General features: G+C 65.1%; 17 protein-coding genes. 10 read left to right on the plus strand and 7 right to left on the minus strand.

Annotated elements, in window-relative coordinates; genetic code table 11:
- Nucleotides 1-102 precede the first annotated feature (102 nt).
- Nucleotides 103-993, minus strand: coding sequence for a GAF domain-containing protein (locus tag BN976_RS10440; RefSeq protein ID WP_036370613.1), 891 nt, complete (start codon nt 991-993; stop codon nt 103-105).
- A gap of 146 nt (nt 994-1139) precedes the next feature.
- Here BN976_RS10440 and BN976_RS10445 point away from each other — a divergent pair, with 146 nt between their 5' ends.
- The 6 genes from BN976_RS10445 to BN976_RS10470 all read left to right on the plus strand — a co-directional run bounded on the left by BN976_RS10445 (nt 1140) and on the right by BN976_RS10470 (nt 7010).
- A complete protein-coding gene (locus tag BN976_RS10445; protein WP_051558393.1) occupies nt 1140-2021 on the plus strand; it encodes a class I adenylate-forming enzyme family protein in 882 nt (293 codons plus the stop codon).
- A 104-nt stretch (nt 2022-2125) separates the two neighbouring features.
- Nucleotides 2126-3532, plus strand: a complete 1407-nt coding sequence (locus tag BN976_RS10450; protein WP_036367445.1) for an IS1380 family transposase — start codon at nt 2126-2128, stop codon at nt 3530-3532.
- A 177-nt stretch (nt 3533-3709) separates the two neighbouring features.
- Nucleotides 3710-4450, plus strand: a complete 741-nt coding sequence (locus tag BN976_RS10455) for a class I adenylate-forming enzyme family protein (protein WP_051558394.1) — start codon at nt 3710-3712, stop codon at nt 4448-4450.
- Nucleotides 4440-5657, plus strand: coding sequence for an FAD-dependent monooxygenase (locus BN976_RS10460; protein ID WP_011781563.1), 1218 nt, complete (start codon nt 4440-4442; stop codon nt 5655-5657). Before BN976_RS10455 ends, BN976_RS10460 begins: the two co-directional genes overlap by 11 nt.
- Nucleotides 5658-5696: 39 nt before the next feature.
- A complete protein-coding gene (locus BN976_RS10465) occupies nt 5697-6170 on the plus strand; it encodes a MaoC family dehydratase (RefSeq protein WP_011781564.1) in 474 nt (157 codons plus the stop codon).
- A gap of 36 nt (nt 6171-6206) precedes the next feature.
- Entirely contained in the window at nt 6207-7010 is an 804-nt protein-coding gene (locus BN976_RS10470; protein WP_011781565.1) for an IclR family transcriptional regulator, read from the plus strand.
- A 19-nt stretch (nt 7011-7029) separates the two neighbouring features.
- Here BN976_RS10470 and hcaB read toward each other — a convergent pair whose 3' ends face one another.
- Genes hcaB through BN976_RS10485 form a run of 3 tightly spaced genes read right to left on the minus strand, consistent with a single transcriptional unit; the run spans nt 7030 to nt 9663 of the window.
- On the minus strand, nt 7030-7860 hold the full coding sequence (hcaB, locus tag BN976_RS10475) for a 3-(cis-5,6-dihydroxycyclohexa-1,3-dien-1-yl)propanoate dehydrogenase (protein WP_011781566.1): 831 nt from the start codon (nt 7858-7860) through the stop codon (nt 7030-7032).
- Between the two features lie 17 nt (nt 7861-7877).
- Nucleotides 7878-8774 (minus strand): VOC family protein, encoded by an 897-nt coding sequence (locus BN976_RS10480; RefSeq protein WP_011781567.1) that lies wholly within the window; start codon nt 8772-8774, stop codon nt 7878-7880.
- 55 nt (nt 8775-8829) lie between these two features.
- Entirely contained in the window at nt 8830-9663 is an 834-nt protein-coding gene (locus BN976_RS10485) for an alpha/beta fold hydrolase (protein ID WP_036370618.1), read from the minus strand.
- A 263-nt stretch (nt 9664-9926) separates the two neighbouring features.
- Between BN976_RS10485 and BN976_RS10490 the strand changes: the two genes are divergently transcribed.
- From BN976_RS10490 to BN976_RS34760, 4 genes are all read left to right on the plus strand, one after another.
- Complete coding sequence (locus tag BN976_RS10490; RefSeq protein ID WP_011781569.1) at nt 9927-11267, plus strand: aromatic ring-hydroxylating dioxygenase subunit alpha; 1341 nt, start codon at nt 9927-9929, stop codon at nt 11265-11267.
- Nucleotides 11264-11827 (plus strand): aromatic-ring-hydroxylating dioxygenase subunit beta, encoded by a 564-nt coding sequence (locus tag BN976_RS10495; protein ID WP_036370620.1) that lies wholly within the window; start codon nt 11264-11266, stop codon nt 11825-11827. Before BN976_RS10490 ends, BN976_RS10495 begins: the two co-directional genes overlap by 4 nt.
- On the plus strand, nt 11824-12207 hold the full coding sequence (locus tag BN976_RS10500; RefSeq protein ID WP_051558395.1) for a non-heme iron oxygenase ferredoxin subunit: 384 nt from the start codon (nt 11824-11826) through the stop codon (nt 12205-12207). Before BN976_RS10495 ends, BN976_RS10500 begins: the two co-directional genes overlap by 4 nt.
- A gap of 596 nt (nt 12208-12803) precedes the next feature.
- The gene (locus BN976_RS34760) at nt 12804-13391 is read left to right on the plus strand and encodes a helix-turn-helix domain-containing protein (RefSeq protein ID WP_409366016.1); all 588 of its coding nucleotides are present in this window, start codon (nt 12804-12806) and stop codon (nt 13389-13391) included.
- Here the strand turns inward: BN976_RS34760 and BN976_RS10510 are convergent.
- The 3 genes from BN976_RS10510 to BN976_RS10520 all read right to left on the minus strand — a co-directional run.
- Nucleotides 13388-13864 carry an Rrf2 family transcriptional regulator gene (locus tag BN976_RS10510; protein WP_011781573.1) on the minus strand — a complete coding sequence of 159 codons (477 nt, stop codon included), beginning with the start codon at nt 13862-13864 and terminating at the stop codon, nt 13388-13390. The two genes, BN976_RS34760 and BN976_RS10510, sit on opposite strands and share 4 nt — an antisense overlap.
- Before the next feature lie 26 nt (nt 13865-13890).
- Nucleotides 13891-14490: an isochorismatase family protein gene (locus BN976_RS10515; protein ID WP_036370624.1), complete on the minus strand. Its 600-nt coding sequence runs from the start codon at nt 14488-14490 to the stop codon at nt 13891-13893.
- 98 nt (nt 14491-14588) lie between these two features.
- Nucleotides 14589-14950 (minus strand): inositol monophosphatase family protein (locus BN976_RS10520; protein ID WP_322787917.1); only part of this gene is annotated, 362 nt, incomplete at its 5' end.

Consider the following 14950-nt stretch of genomic DNA (forward strand, 5'->3'; position numbering starts at 1 on the left):
GAGTGTCGTGAAGACGGGGCCAAATCAGACCGTCACCACGCACACCCGCGACCACACAGGTGGAGCCACTTCTAGCCGTCCACCCGGGGCCAAATCAGGCTGTCACAGCCACTCGGTCTCCAATTCGACGCGCTGTCTACGGAAATCGATTCCGATAAGCTGTGCGAGCAGTGCCAACTGCATCTCCGGTAGCGCGCCGTCGGCGCTGAGGACCGCGAGATCCGCTCCCGGAATTCGCGCCTCGGGTCCACTGGAAACCGTTGGGGCATCTTCGATGGGCAGCATGTGGCTGGTGGGGCTCCCCGGGGCGGGCAGGCCCCGCACGTGCAGACGCACACCAAGTTCATCGGAGGCGGCTTCGAGTCCCGCGGCCAGCGGCTGACCGCGCAGCATCGAGCTGCTGAAAGTCTCTGCCGCGCGGAGTAACCTGTCGCCGGCCGCTGCTCTGCTGCGCTCCTGCTCGAGAAGCTCGCGCTGGAACTCACCCTCCCGGAGTCGTTCTCGCAACGCGCGCGCGACGCCAGCAATGGACATCAGCAGCTGCATTTCGTCTTCGGTGAACTCGCGGCTTCGGCGGGCAAAGACGAACAGGACACCCACCACACCCTCGGATGACCGCATCGGCGCGCCCGCGGTCGACCTGATGTTCTCGCGACGGAACATCGCGGCAAAGGCCGGTATTGCACGGGGATCTACGGTGTAGTCGCTGCTCGACGCCGGGGCGTCGTTTGCCACGATCTCGGCGGCCAAGCCCGCACCGGGCGGCACGAGGGACAGCTCATGGGACTCCGGCTGGATGAGGCCTGACAACGCGGTCATGCCGAACCCGTCGTCGACCCGGTCCATCCAGAATGCGGCATCAGCGCTCAGCAGAGACCGCACCGCCGCCAGGGTCGCCGATTCCACATCGGCGACGCTGCGAGCTGAGACCACGTCACGAAGTGCAGCGATCAAAGCAATCTGAGCCGCGATCACCGATCGCGGCTCAGTCACTGCAAAACGCCTGCATGGGCATCAACGGTCTCACGTAGGAATCCTACGGGGAATGCCATACCTTTGGGCTATTTCGTCCATATCGGATCTGGGATAGCCGGTGCGATCGTGACTTCACCCACGTTCTGGCAGAGAAAGAGTCATCCATGGCCCATCCGGATCCCGGCACCCGCGCGGACACCGTCTACACGGTGTTCCGGCAATCCGCCGAGAACCATCCCGATCGCGAGTTCTCGGTGCACAGGGCTAGTCGGCTGAGTTGGGGCACCACTCTGACCCTGGTCGATCAGTGCGCGCGGGCCTTGGATCGCGCGGGCGTACGTAGCGGCGACCGAGTGGGAATCCTCAGCCCGACCCGACCCGAGACCGCGATCGTGTTGCTGGCCTGCGCCAAGATCGGAGCGATCTACCTCGGTATGGGCACCCGGCTGCGGCGCGCAGACATGGACTACCTGTGTGCCGACGCGTGCCCGAGCATCATCTTCGCGATGCCCGATCCCTACCTCGGTGACCGCACCGACGACATGATCGCCGCGGCTACCAGCCAGGGCCTCTCCCATCCCATCGTGTTGTCTTTCACCGATGACGGCTCGGTCTCCCCGGAATTCAGCGAGTTCCTCGCCGGTCACCAAGAGAACGCCGGACGAGCCTACGACGTTGATCAGTGCGATCCGCTGGCAATCGTGTACACCTCGGGCTCGACCGGAGACCCCAAAGGTGTTGTGCTGTCACACAGATCGCTGCTCAACTATCGAAGCCTTCTGCGCCGATGGCCGTTGACACATCCTCGTCTACTGTCTGACATGCCGGTGGACCACATCGGATATATCGGAAACGAACTGACCGCGGCGATCCTCAGCGGCGGCACATTGGTTCAGGTCCCACGGTTCGATGCACGCGAGGTCGCCGACCAGATCGAGCGCGAACGGGTCACGGTTTGGATGGGCGCAATCCCGACGATGCTGACCCGCGTGGTCGCTCTCGACGACCTGGAGTCCCGAGATCTGTCTAGCCCGGATTTTTCGTGAAGTGTTGTGATTTTCGGGGTGTAGATACGCGAAAGTGCCTGTCCTGCAAGGAATAATTGGACTTCTCTACGGTTCAATCGTTCCTACGGGAAGGCACCTCGCAGGTGAAGAATATCGTGGCCGCAGCGCGGGTGAAAGTGTCCGCCGATGGGCAGGGCGTGGTGTCGCATGCCGGGATGGGCTTGCTTCGTGAGCTTGCCGATCTGACGGGGTTATCGTCGCAGGTCACCGCCGTGCTGGCTGACACCTACCGGGGCCCGTGGGTGTACGCACCCGGTGAGGTGTTCGCCGATCTGGCCGCAGCGGTCGCCGACGGGGCCGATTGCATCGATGCGGTCGGCCAGTTGTGTGGGGACCGTGAACATGTGTTCGGCGCGAAGGCCTCGACAACCACGATGTGGCGGTTGATCGATGAGCGCATCGACGCCGCCCACCTGCCCGGGGTGCGGGCTGCACGAGCCGGCGCACGGGCCGCAGCATGGGCGGCTGGAGCCGCCCCCACTGGTGAGGGCTGGCTGCACATCGACCTCGATGCCACCCTGGTCATCGATCACTCCGACAACAAGACCGGCGCCACCCCGACCTGGAAGAAAACCTATGGTCACCATCCGTTGCTGGCGTTTCTGGATCGTCCCGAGATCGCCGGTGGGGAAGCGCTGGCCGGGCTGCTGCGCACCGGTAACGCCGGCTCCAACACCGCCAGCGACCACATCATCGTCTTGCACCACGCGCTGGCCTCGCTGCCGCCGCGATGGCGGCCCCGCCCAGGTAGTCCACCAGATTCGGATGCCTGCCGGGTGCTGGTGCGCTGCGATACCGCTGGAGCCACCCACAAGTTCGCCGACGCCTGCCGCACCGCCGGGGTGGGATTTTCCTTCGGATACCCCGTCGATGCGCGGGTCCAGGACGCGGTCGACACCCTCAACCTCGGCCAAGCCTGGTATCCGGCGATCGACACCGACGGCGGCATCCGTGACGGCGCCTGGGTCGCCGAAGCCACCGGCCTGGTCAACCTGAGCAACTGGCCCGCTGGCACCCGGCTGATCCTGCGCAAAGAGAGGCCCCACCCGGGTGCGCAGCTGCGGTTCACCGATGCCGACGGGATGCGGGTCACCGCATTCATCACCGACACCGAACCCGGCGTCATTGCCGGTCAGGTCGCCGGATTGGAGCTGCGGCACCGCCAGCACGCCCGCGTCGAAGACCGCATCCGCGAACTGAAAGCCACCGGGCTACGCAACCTGCCCTGCCAGTCGTTTTGGGCCAACGCCGCCTGGCTGGAAATCGTGCTGGCCGCCGCCGATCTGGTCACCTGGGCCCGGCTGATCGGCTTCGGTGACCACCCCGCACTGGCCCGCGCCGAGATCGCCACCTTCCGCTACCGGATCCTGCACGTCGCTGCCCGTATCACTCGCAGCGCCCGCCAGGTTCGCCTCCGTATCGACGCCACCTGGCGATGGGCATCAGCGATCGCGACCGCCTGGCAACACCTACGCACCGCTTTCGGATAACCAGCAAATCACTCGACCCACCGACCACGAAAGACCAGGCCCTGGGAAAGCCCGCCCCACCCGGCGACACGGGACACCCCACCACGCCCGCCACCCGACAACGACCACCCAGCAACACAATTCAGTGACCGAGCGGACCCGTCATCAACTCGATGCAAAATCGAGGCTAGTCTGGAATTGGTCTGGTGGGCAGGACAGTTGCCCGAGAGCACAGCACGAAAGGTGGCGACGTTCGCCCACCAGGTGGGCGCCTCGTACGGCATGTCGGAGATGTGCTGCATCACCCTCACCGACCCCGGGATCTCACCTGAGCAAGCGGTACGAACGGTCGGACGTCCCCTCGACGACATTGAGGTCAAGGTACTCCCAGTGCCTGGCGAGGAGCGCAGCGGCGAGTTCGCGCTGCGGCGGATCGGCATGATGACCGAATACTGGGGCAAGCCCGACAAGACCGCCGATGCGATCGACCGCGACGGCTGGTTTCACACCGGCGATCTGGGCTTCATCGACGACGACGGAAGCCTGGTCATCACCGGTCGGCTCAAACTCCTGATCCGTTCGGGTGGCTACAACCTCTCCCCGTTCGAGATCGAGTCGGTGCTGGAAGGCCACCCGGGTGTGGCCATGGCCGTGGTCGTCGGACTACCGGATCCCGAGTACGGCGAAGTGGCCCACGCCGCCTGGACCGCGGCACGCGACACAGCCGTCACCGACGACGAGCTTCGCTCGTACCTCCGCGAGCACCTCTCGGGGTTCAAGGTCCCCAAGCAGTTTCATCAGATCAGCCGCATCCCGTTGCTAGCCAACGGCAAACCCGACCGGAGCAGGATCCGCGAGCAACTTCACGTCTCCGTTCCAGGAGCAGACGGCCGGCACGTGGCGACCACGCCTAGCAAGGAGACCGATCATGCCCAATGACAAGCTTCACGTGATCCACCCACTCGTCGTTGTCGGCGCAGGCCCGGTCGGTCTCACCGCCGCACTGGCCGCGCGCCATCACCAACTTCCGGTGCTCATCGTCGAAGCCGAACCCGAGGATCGGACCCGGCCCGGCAGCCGAGCCACCTATCTTTTCCAGGAGACGCTCGACCTGCTCGAGAGCGTCGCCGACGGAGTAACAGCACCCATCACCGAGCAGGCCAACAACTGGGAGTCGCTGCGAACCACCTATTCCGGCAGGCAGATCTACTTCAAGAGGTTCCCACCGTGCCGGCCAGGAAAGTTCGGCGCAGCGATCTCACAGCGCGAGTCCGAGCAGGTGCTCCTCAAACGCTGCCACGAGGAGGGGGTTCAGTTTCGCTGGAAGACCTCGGTGACCGGTGTGCACACCACATCGGATCGGGTCACCCTCACGCTGGACGATGGATCCCGATTGCACGCCTCCTACGTCATCGCTGCGGACGGAGCCCGCTCCGCGGTGCGGCGGGCGCTCGGAATCGAGTTGGACGGTGACCGCTCCGAATCCAGCTTCGTAATCGTCGATGTCGCCGAAGATCCTGCCGCTCCGCTGGAACGCACTCGCAGTTTCCACTACCGGAGTCCGGCCGTTGATGGCCGCAATGTGTTGATGGTTCCCTTCGCGGGAGGCTGGCGCATCGACCTGGAATGCCGCCCCGACGAAGACGTCAGACCGTGGCAAGAGGAGCCATTGCTGAGTCAATGGGTTGCAGCTGTCGCCGGCCCCAAGTACGCGAGCAGAATCAGCTGGGTATCAACCTACCGATTCCATCGTTCCGTCGCGTTGAGCTACACCGACGACCACGCCCGCGTGCTGCTCACCGGCGAAGCTGCTCATCTGTTTCCCCCATTCGGCGGCGGCCGCGGCCTGAACTCAGGTGTTCCCGACGCGATCTTCGGTGTCGAAGCGATCGCCAAAGCCCTCAGCGATCCGGCGTCGGCGCGCCAGATCATCAATGCGGTCGCGACAGAACGCCGCCTTGCGGGTATCGCCAACCGTGACGCCGCATCTTCGGCACTGGTGCACATGGAGGCCCGCGGCCGCCTCCTGCGTCTGCAGCAGCGACTCGCTGCCCTTCTCGCCCGGTGGTTCCGCCGACCCGGTGAATGGCTCGATCGCGCGCCCATGGGGCCGAGCCGGCCAGTCTCCGCCCGTTCCAGGTTCTGAAGCCGAATCAAGCCGAGCCCAAACAGACGAGGAGTTGCAATGACACTGCACATCGATGGGATTCGCAAGCTGAAAACCCTGGTCGGTCAACGTCTCGGCGAAAGTCCGTGGATCACCCTCGACCAGTCGCTGATCAACTCGTTCGCCGACAACACTTGGGACCACAACTGGATACACGTCTCGCCGGAGAGAGCGAAGGCTTCCCCGTTCGGTGGGACCATCGCTCATGGCTACCATTCACTGGCCCTGATCGGCGGCCTGATCCAGGAGGTCTTCCTGATCGACAACCTTCGGATGGCGCTGAACTACGGCGTCAACAAGGCCCGCTTCCCTCAGGCCGTACCGGTCGATTCCCGGGTGCGGCTTACCGTCGACCTCACGGATATGGCCGAGGCCGCCGACGGCGCAGCAGACGTCTTCTACCACTGCGTGATCGAGATCGAGGGCTCCTCCAAGCCGGCATGCGCTGCAGACATCATCTTTCGCTACTACCCCGAGACCGACCCCCGCTAGGGGGCACCCTTTGTCATCCGGACAAGGCAGGAAACCTTGAATCAGGCCAGTATCGCCATCGACCCAGTCCGATCGTCGGAGCACGACTCGATACACCAGTCCCCGACCAACTCCGTCCGCCGGACCCTCCAGGTTCTCGCCGCTTTCGATGGTTCGCGCACGGTGCTCGGGGTCAGCGAAGTCGCCGCCCGCGCCGACGTACCCAAATCGACTGCCCATCGTCTACTCAACGTGATGTCACAGCAGGGGTTCGTCCGCCGCGAAGGCAACCGGTACCGCCTCGGTGAACGGCTCTTCGAGCTCGGCGCCCGTGCACTGGAGCCCCGCGGGCTGCGTGAACGGGCCATCCCGTTCATGGCTGAGCTGCACCACTCCACCCTGGAGACGATTCACCTGGCCGTCCTGCGGGGCGACCAGGTGCTCTATGTAGAGAAGATCTACGGCCATGGAGCTGCGCCCTGCCCGACCACGGTCGGCGGGCGCAACCCGGCTACCTGCACAGGTTTAGGCAAGGCCATCCTGTCGAGCTGCTCTGAAGAGGCAGTCGACGCGATCCTGGGCAGTCGGTTACCCCGGCCCACCCGCAACTCACTGCACACCCGGCAAGCGCTGCACCGAAATCTCACCATAAGCCGGGAGGAAGGCGTTGCAGTCGACTACGAGGAACTGCGGATGGGACTGGCCTGTGTGTCAGCCCCCATCATCGACCGAAGCACCGGCGCCGCCGTTGCAGCACTGTCGATCAGCGCTCCGACTTCCCGGTTCAACAGGAGACGTTTCACCGTCCAGTTGCTGAAGGCCACCGAGGCATTGTCCCTGGGTTCGCTGCGCAGCGCGTGACATCGGCACCGCGGCCGGCTCACGCACCACGCCCGAACAGCTCTGCGCGCACCTTCTCGGTCAACTTCCGGCCGGCCACCCCGACACCGCCATCGCAGTTGTGCACCGAGCCGGTTGCGGTACTCCCATTGGCGCGCGAAGCCAGCAAGACGTAGTGACCCGTGTAGTCCTCCGCGTGGATGGGCGCCTCCAGCGGCGAAAGCCGTTGCACGAGTTCATCAACCGGTAGTGAATCGAAAGCCGTCTCTTGCAGATCCAGGGCCCGCGGACCCCGCAGATCCGAAGGCATCCCCCCCGGCGCCACCCCGTTGACCCGGACCTCCGGACACAACTCGTAGGCCAGCTGTTTGACCAGCCCCACGACCGCGTGCTTGGACGCCGTGTACAGCGGTCCGCCACCGCCGGGCCAGAATCCGGCGTTCGACACCGTGAAGATGATGCTGCCCCGAGTCTCACGCAACTCGGCCAGCGCCGCCCTCGCGCCGAGCAGGTAGCCCTTCACGTTCAAACCGAAGATCTCGTCGAATGCCGGCGAGATCTGCTCTGGCTTGAGCTGTTCCAGCGGTGTTCCGAAATCCCACAGTCCGGCGTTGCCGACCAAGGTGTCGAGCTTGCCGAAAGCCGCCACCGTAGCCTGCACCGCGCGTTCGTTGTCGGCATAGCTGGTGGCATCGCCGACGACGCTGCACACCCTGTCGCCCCATCGGGCAGCGATCGCGGCGGCCTTTTCTTCGTTGAGTTCCAGTACCCCGACCTGGGCGCCCTCGTCGATGAACCGCTCCACGAGGGACCGGCCCAGTCCCGAACCTCCACCGGTAACAAGTACTACCTGGTTATCGAGCCAATCCACAGCTGCCTCCTGGATTCTCACACCGAAAGTTCGGCGCTGTCGGGATCGGTAGGGCGGGTGCGGCGATGGCCCCAGTAACTCGCCGCGTCGTAGCGGGATGGCGTCCAGGTGGCGTCGTCGATCGTCTTGCCGCCGTATCCGTATTCCAGCTCGAACCCTGATGGCGTCTTCACATAGAAAGAGAGCATCTCGTCGTTGGTGTGCTTGCCGAAGTCCAGCACCATGGGGGCGGCACCGTCGCGCACCTTTTCCCAGGCCCGTCCCACGATGTCCAGATCGTCGACTTCCAGCATCACATGCCCCACTCCGTTGGGGAGCCCGGGCAACGCAGCGAACGCGTAGGAATGGTGACGTTCGGTGGTGTGCAGGAAGGTCGCACTCGCGCCGGGACCGAAGTCGATGATGTCACTCAGCTTGAAACCCAGCAGGTTCTGATACAGCTCGGAGTACACGTCGGCATCGTCGACCGCCTGGAAGACATGCCCCAAACCTGCTGCACCCGTGACGAACCGGGCTCCGGTCGGCGAGACGAACCGGTCTCGATGCTCCTGCAGGCCCCAGAACAGCTCGACAGCCTGACCATCCGGGTCGGTGAACCCTGCCAGCCCGCTGACCCTCCGCTCCCGCGCCACCTCGGCGCCGGCCCATTTCACGTCGTACCCGTTGGCCTGCAGCAAGTTCGCGAGTTGGCCCAGCTCCCGGGGGCCGCGCACCTCCCAACCGATCACCGCGACGGCGTCGCTCTCCGCCTGACGAACGTCGATGCGGTAAGCCTTCTCGTCGACGCGCAGCGACAACCTGTCCGGTGTCCGCACCACGGCCTGCAATCCAAGCAAGTCGCACGCGAATGTCTGCCATTCCTCGAGGTCGGTGGCTTCGATGATGAGGTAGCCGAGTCCGACGACCCTATTCATGATGTTTCCCCTGTCCGTTGCGGGTTCACCGGGTAGCGCTGATCTCGCTGCCATGTCAGCGGTTCGAGACGAAATCGGCGACGAGGCGGTTGAATTCGTCGGAGTGCTCGGTCTGGAGCCAATGCCCACAGCGGTTGATCAGCACCACACGGGAGTCACGGATGAGAGACACCAGCTTCAGTGCGGCCTCGTAGGACACCACCCGGTCGTCCTTGCCGTGGAAGATGAGCGTGGGCGTCTCGATGCCTGCGATTTCCTCGACGGTTGCCTGCGGAATGCCGAGAAGCCCCGCGATCATGAAGTTCTCGAGATGATCCGGGCGACCGATGGCTGCAGCGTACCGCTGCTGCACCAGTTCGTCGGTGGCGTTGGCGGAGTCGTAGGTCATGATCTCGACCAGCTCGCGCATCGACGTCGGCGAGGGGTCGGTGTATCCCTTCAGGAGGGTTTTCAATCCCTCGGTGAGTCCGTCGGGTCCGATGATCGTCGGGCCCGGAGCCCGGCTCCCCATGGTGATCAGATGTGAGATCCGGTCGGGATGGGCCACCGCGAATTGAATCGCGGTGCCGCCGCCCATCGAGTTCCCCACGAAGGCAGCCTTTTCGATACCGAGGCCATCGAGGAGCTGCAATGCGGCAGCCACGTGATCTCGGGCATCGGGTTTGACCGCCTCGGACTGCCCCCAGCCGGGCATGTCGGCCGCAATGACCCGAAACCGGTCCGCCAAGCCTTTGATGTTCGACCCGAAGTTGCTCCAACCGGTTGCGCCGGGACCGCTGCCATGAAGCATCACGATGGGGTATTCCTCACCGGCTTCGTTGTAGTGGATCGTGCCGCTCTTGGTCTCGATGTCCCGACTGGTGTACTGCTCGGTGATCTCGGACGACATATATGGCTCCTTCGCGATGGCCTGTCAGTGAGGGTCGCACTGAGTCGATCTGGTGTGGACGGGTGCGTAAAGCTTGCGCCGGGCCGCCGCTGAGCAACCAGCGCGCGGTTCCACACCGCGGCACACAGCCCGACTCGATCCAACGCCGGGGCGACGGTTCCAACCGATGGAACGCCGTGCACCACAGTCGGTGCCCGGCACGACAGTGTTGGAGGCAACCCCGTGTCAGTCAGCGCATCGGATGTTTCACCGCAGGAGTAGCCATGATCGACTTCACCGACCTCGTCGACCCTGAGCACGGCTGGGTCAGCCCACAGATCTATACCGACCCCGAGATCTACGAACGCGAGTTGCAACACGTGTTCGGACGCAGCTGGCTGTTTCTGGCGCACGACTCCCAGCTGCCCAAGCCGGGCAGCTTCCTGCAGACCTACATGGGCGAGGATCCGGTGCTCGTCGTCCGCCAGCGCGATGGGTCGGTCCGCGCCTTTCTGAACCAGTGCCGGCATCGAGGCATGCGGATCTGTCGCTCCGAAGCCGGTGTCAGCAAGGCCTTCACCTGTACCTACCACGGTTGGTCCTATGACCTGGCGGGCAACCTCATCAACGTGCCGCTGGAAGAGCGTGCCTACCACAGCTCCATCGACAAGAAGGAGTGGGGCGCAATGAAAGTGCCTCGCGTAGCCAACTATCGCGGGTTCTACTTCGGCACCTGGTCGGAGGAAACTCCGGAGTTCGACGCCTACCTCGGTGATATGGCCTTCTACTTCGACGCGATCGTCGACCGTTTCGACTCAGGTCTGGAGTTCGTCAAGGGCACCACGAAATGGGTGATCGACTGCAATTGGAAGTTCGCGTCCGAACAGTTCGCCAGCGACATGTACCACACCCAGTCGGCGCACGCCTCAGCCCTGCTGGCACTCACCGATGATCCCAACCCAATAGGGCCGCTCAACGACCCCAACGTGCCCGGGCGTCAGTTCAGCGGGAACGGGCACGGGTCCGGCGGCTACTTCCTGCCCGCTCCCGTGGTGAAGACGCCGGAAATGACCGACACCATGTTCGAATGGTTCAAGAGTCGTGAGGAGGAGATGGTCGCACGGATCGGGGCCGACCGGCTGAGCAAGGTGAGCATCACGCACAACACCATCTTCCCGAACTTCTCCTGGCTCGGAGCGCACTCCACCATGCGGGTCTGGCATCCACGCGGGCCCGGGCAGATCGAAGTCTGGGCGTGGACTTACGTTCCCAAAGACGCCCCGCCCAAGGTGAAGAACGAGATCCGCGAGCTCACCCAACGAACTTTCAGCCCCGCCGGCTCCTTCGAAACCGACGACGGTGAGAACTGGACGGAGATCCAGCAAGTGCTCCGAGGTTCCCAGGCCCGCCGCAACCGGTTACATACCGCCATGGGTGTCGGCTACGAAGAGCGCGACGCCTTTGGACTGCCCGGACTCGGCAATGACGTGTACTCCGAGACGGCAGCGCGGGGCTTCTACCGCCACTGGCTCGACATGCTGACCGGAAAGCCGTGGTCGGAGATTCAGAAATGGACGCCTAACGGCAATCACGGCGAACTGCGCGACGAAGGGGTGACCGCATGAACGCCGATGTCACGTCGTGTCCGAGCACCTATCGGACAGTCGACCCGCAGATCCAGCACTCGGTCGAACAGTTTCTGTACGCCGAGGCCGAATTGCTGGACCAGCACCGGTATCTGGAGTGGGTTGAGCTGTTCGCCGAGGACACCCACTATTGGGTTCCTACCCGGATGACCAGGCCGAACCGTGAACGGCATCTGGAGGTTGCCGGCGAGGATGAGGCCGCGCTCATCGACGACGACAAGTTCTTCCTTCGAGGCCGAGCGCGCCGGTACAGCTCGGGCATTTCCTGGTCGGAGGAGCCGCCGTCGCGCACCCGGCGGTTGATCACCAACATCCGGATCAGCCGGCGGGCAGAGTCCAGCGACCTGGAAGTCCGCTCCAACTTCTACGTGTACCGAAGCCGGCTCGAACGGCACCAGGATTGGTTCGTCGGCGAGCGGTTTGACGTCTTGCGGACCGCCGACATCAATACCACCGGATACCCCTACGTGATTGCTGCGCGCAAGGTGATTCTTGAGCAGACTACGCTGCTGTGCCCGAGTCTGAGCATCTTCCTATGAGTGGGCTCAGCGAAAAGGAACTGGCTGGTCTGCCGACTGTCGCCGGCCGGGAATGGATACGCGCGTGCGCAACCGGTGAGTTGCCTGACGACGGTGGTCACCAAATCGACACCACGCCGCCGGTGTCGGTGTTTGCCGTCGCGGGTGAGTTCTTCTGCATCGACGACACCTGCACCCACGAGATGTATTCACTCGCCGATGGCTGGATCGAAGAAAAGGAATGCGTCATCGAGTGCAGCCTGCACATGGCCAAGTTCTGTTTGCGGACCGGCGCCGCGTTGACTCCACCCGCCTCGGCGCCAGTGGCTGTGCACCCCGTCGCCCGCGTCGAAGACACCTTGTATGTCGCGCTGCCGCCAAGCTATTTCCGGGGCGCTTGATCCGCTGACGCGATAGACGGAGGACTGCACCCTCCAAAATCGCCGGTACGGGCTGCGGCTGGCCAATCTCGACCTGCAGAGCTATCTCAAGCTCGACGGCGCGCTCGTCGAGCTGGGCATGCCAGAACTTCCCGATGTCGGCGCCCGCGGGCGCGTTGACCTTCGGCCGCCGCCGTGTCGCCGGGTGGCCGATCAGCGGCATCGCCGAGACCCAAGAGATGTTCCACTTCTGCGCCGAACTCGGAGTGACGAGAAATCGCGCTCTTTGCAACGGATTACACAACGATTCACCTGACCGCGTGCTTGCGGGAGACGTGCGCTGGCGTTTCGTCATCGAGGCGGTAACACTCGTGCGGCGGCGGGATGGCCGCCGTGATCGGCGACCGCGTCGATCCGGTGCGCGATGGGCGGTCCGGAAATTTGCCCTGCCCGCACCCGGCGGCAGATGAGCGGAAGCGGCCACCACCGCGTCCGCCGACGGATCGGCGGCCAGCACGCCGTCGACGCAGTGCCGTCCGCGCCGCCCATAGCGCGGGAACGCGATGTCGGACTCTTCACGATGACAGAGCGAGCGCGGAAGATGCCGCCGCCGGCTGCTGGACAGTACGCTTGCCCTGATCGCCGAGCGCGGCGCCGGCGCATTCAGTACGCAGGCCATCGCCGACGCGGCACAAGTCAGTTTCGGCACTGTGTGCCGGCACTTTCCGGATCGCGTCGCGATTCTGGCCGAGCTGGTCAACGAAGCCGTTCGCGACATCACCTTCGAGCTCGTTAGCGAGGTCAACGTCGCGGTGGACCGGGGAGGCGGCCGAGGCCAGGCTAACCGTCGTCGAGACCCTGACGGCCGCCTACGAGTAACACGCGGCGATCCTCCAGGCAGCGCTCGTCTCTTCATCTTTCGACAGCCCTGCTGGTTTCAACCAGACGCCGATGGACGAGATGGAACGCAACCTGCTGCCACTGGCCAGTGCGATCCCAGCAGCATGCGCACCAACCTCGCACCGCGGGACCTGTGGGACCTTATGCTCCTCACCACAGGGCTGACGCCGGGCGCCTGTCAGCGCATCGCGTTGCAACACCCGCCCCGCTCGGACCGTGACGCCACGGTCAGACTAGCCGCCAGGATGTCGGCGGCGGCCCCTGACCCCGGAATCAGTAGCCTCTCCTCCGGGTCGGCGCGCTAACCGACCGAGTGGCCGCGCGCCTCTTCCTGGCGGCGATAGTCGTCGGCCAGCGCGCGGACGTGGCCCGGCAGGCCGCCGGAGGCGACGTCGGCCACGCTGGTCTGCTCCAGAACCGAGCGCATGCTCGCCCGCAGCGCGCGCCACACGTCGGTCAGCGCCGCCGTCGGCCCCGAGTAGGGCAGATCACCGAGCCCGATGTCACGCACGCTGGCCAGCGGACCGTCGATGCACCGCAGCACGTCGGCGATGCTGATGTCGGCTGCAGGCCGCGCTAACTCGTAGCCGCCGTCGCGGCCGCGGTGGCTGCGGACCAGCCGGTCGGTGCGCAGGTCGGAGAGAATGTCGACGAGGAACTGCGGCGGGATGCCCTGGGCCTTGGCCAGATCGTCGGTCTTGACCAGGGCACCGTCGTCCGCCGTGGCGAGCTCGATCATGGCCCGGACGGCGTACTCCGCCTTGGCCGACATCCGCATGGGCCAACCCTAGCCCGCCCGTCCGCTCAGTCGGGGATGTCCTGCGCGGCCGGCACCACCACCGCGAACAGGTCGGCTACCGCGGCCAAGCTGGCGGAGTGCACCACCGCGGCGGGCACGTCCTCGCCCCCGACACCGGGAAGCGCGCGGGTCGCCGTCGCCGCGGCGACCACCGTCGGCGCATAACCGAGGTTGAACGCGCCACGCGCGGTCGAGTTCACGCACATGTGCGTCATGAACCCGGCCAGCACGAGGTTCGACGCGTCGACCGCCTTGAGCCGTTCGTCGAGATCGGTCTGCACGAACGAGTTCGGGTAGTTCTTCACGACGACCGGCTCGTCGCCACGCGGGGCCACCCGGTCCACGATCGCGCCGATCTCAGCGGTGATGTCGTACGGCGAACCCGGCCCGTCGTCGTGCTGGATGTGGATGACCGGGATCCCCGCGGTGCGGGCCCGATCCAGCAGTGCGGCAGCCTCGTCCAGGGCAGCCTGCACCCCCTCGAGTTCCATCACACCGTAGGTGTAGGTGTTCTGACAGTCGATGAGCACCAGAGCCGAATCAGCGAGGCTGACCGGCTTCAGCGGCAGGCCCGACAACGAGCGCAACGTGGGGAGATCAGACATCCTCGCAGCCTACTGCGAGTCTGAACCGCCGAGGTTGCGCACAGCGCGGACACACTGCGAGTGGAGGCCGCGCGGAATGCGGTTTCGGCGGATGGGGTTCAGCGGGCGGTGACCGCGAGCACCGCCTCGGCCAGTTCCGGCCGGCACACGATCAGATCCGGCAGCAACGGATCACGCCGGTTGTAGACCAGTGGCGAGCCGTCGATCCGCGAGGTGTGCAGCCCGGCCGCCCTGGCGACGGCGACCGGCGCCGCGGAATCCCACTCGTACTGCCCGCCGGCGTGCACGTAGACGTCGGCGAGTCCCTGCACGACCGACGCGACTTTGGCTCCGGCAGAACCCATCTCGACGAGGGTGCCGCCGAGCGCCTCCCTGACCGCCAGCGCGACGGCCGGTGGGCGGGTGCGCGACACCACGACCCGGGGGGCGCTGGGCCCCGCCGGCGGGGCGGGCACGGGCG

Source organism: Mycolicibacterium austroafricanum (assembly GCF_000612725.1).
GTDB classification, from domain to species: domain Bacteria; phylum Actinomycetota; class Actinomycetes; order Mycobacteriales; family Mycobacteriaceae; genus Mycobacterium; species Mycobacterium austroafricanum.

Excerpts from the sequence above, each read along its gene's own strand:
- BN976_RS10445 (WP_051558393.1), top strand. The coding sequence starts at position 1,140 with ATGGCCCATCCGGATCCCGGCACCCGCGCGGACACCGTCTACACGGTG.
- BN976_RS10460 (WP_011781563.1), top strand. The coding sequence starts at position 4,440 with ATGCCCAATGACAAGCTTCACGTGATCCACCCACTCGTCGTTGTCGGC.
- BN976_RS10465 (WP_011781564.1), top strand. The coding sequence starts at position 5,697 with ATGACACTGCACATCGATGGGATTCGCAAGCTGAAAACCCTGGTCGGT.
- BN976_RS10480 (WP_011781567.1), bottom strand. The coding sequence starts at position 8,774 with ATGAATAGGGTCGTCGGACTCGGCTACCTCATCATCGAAGCCACCGAC.
- BN976_RS10485 (WP_036370618.1), bottom strand. The coding sequence starts at position 9,663 with ATGTCGTCCGAGATCACCGAGCAGTACACCAGTCGGGACATCGAGACC.
- BN976_RS10490 (WP_011781569.1), top strand. The coding sequence starts at position 9,927 with ATGATCGACTTCACCGACCTCGTCGACCCTGAGCACGGCTGGGTCAGC.
- BN976_RS10495 (WP_036370620.1), top strand. The coding sequence starts at position 11,264 with ATGAACGCCGATGTCACGTCGTGTCCGAGCACCTATCGGACAGTCGAC.
- BN976_RS10500 (WP_051558395.1), top strand. The coding sequence starts at position 11,824 with ATGAGTGGGCTCAGCGAAAAGGAACTGGCTGGTCTGCCGACTGTCGCC.
- BN976_RS10510 (WP_011781573.1), bottom strand. The coding sequence starts at position 13,864 with ATGCGGATGTCGGCCAAGGCGGAGTACGCCGTCCGGGCCATGATCGAG.
- BN976_RS10515 (WP_036370624.1), bottom strand. The coding sequence starts at position 14,490 with ATGTCTGATCTCCCCACGTTGCGCTCGTTGTCGGGCCTGCCGCTGAAG.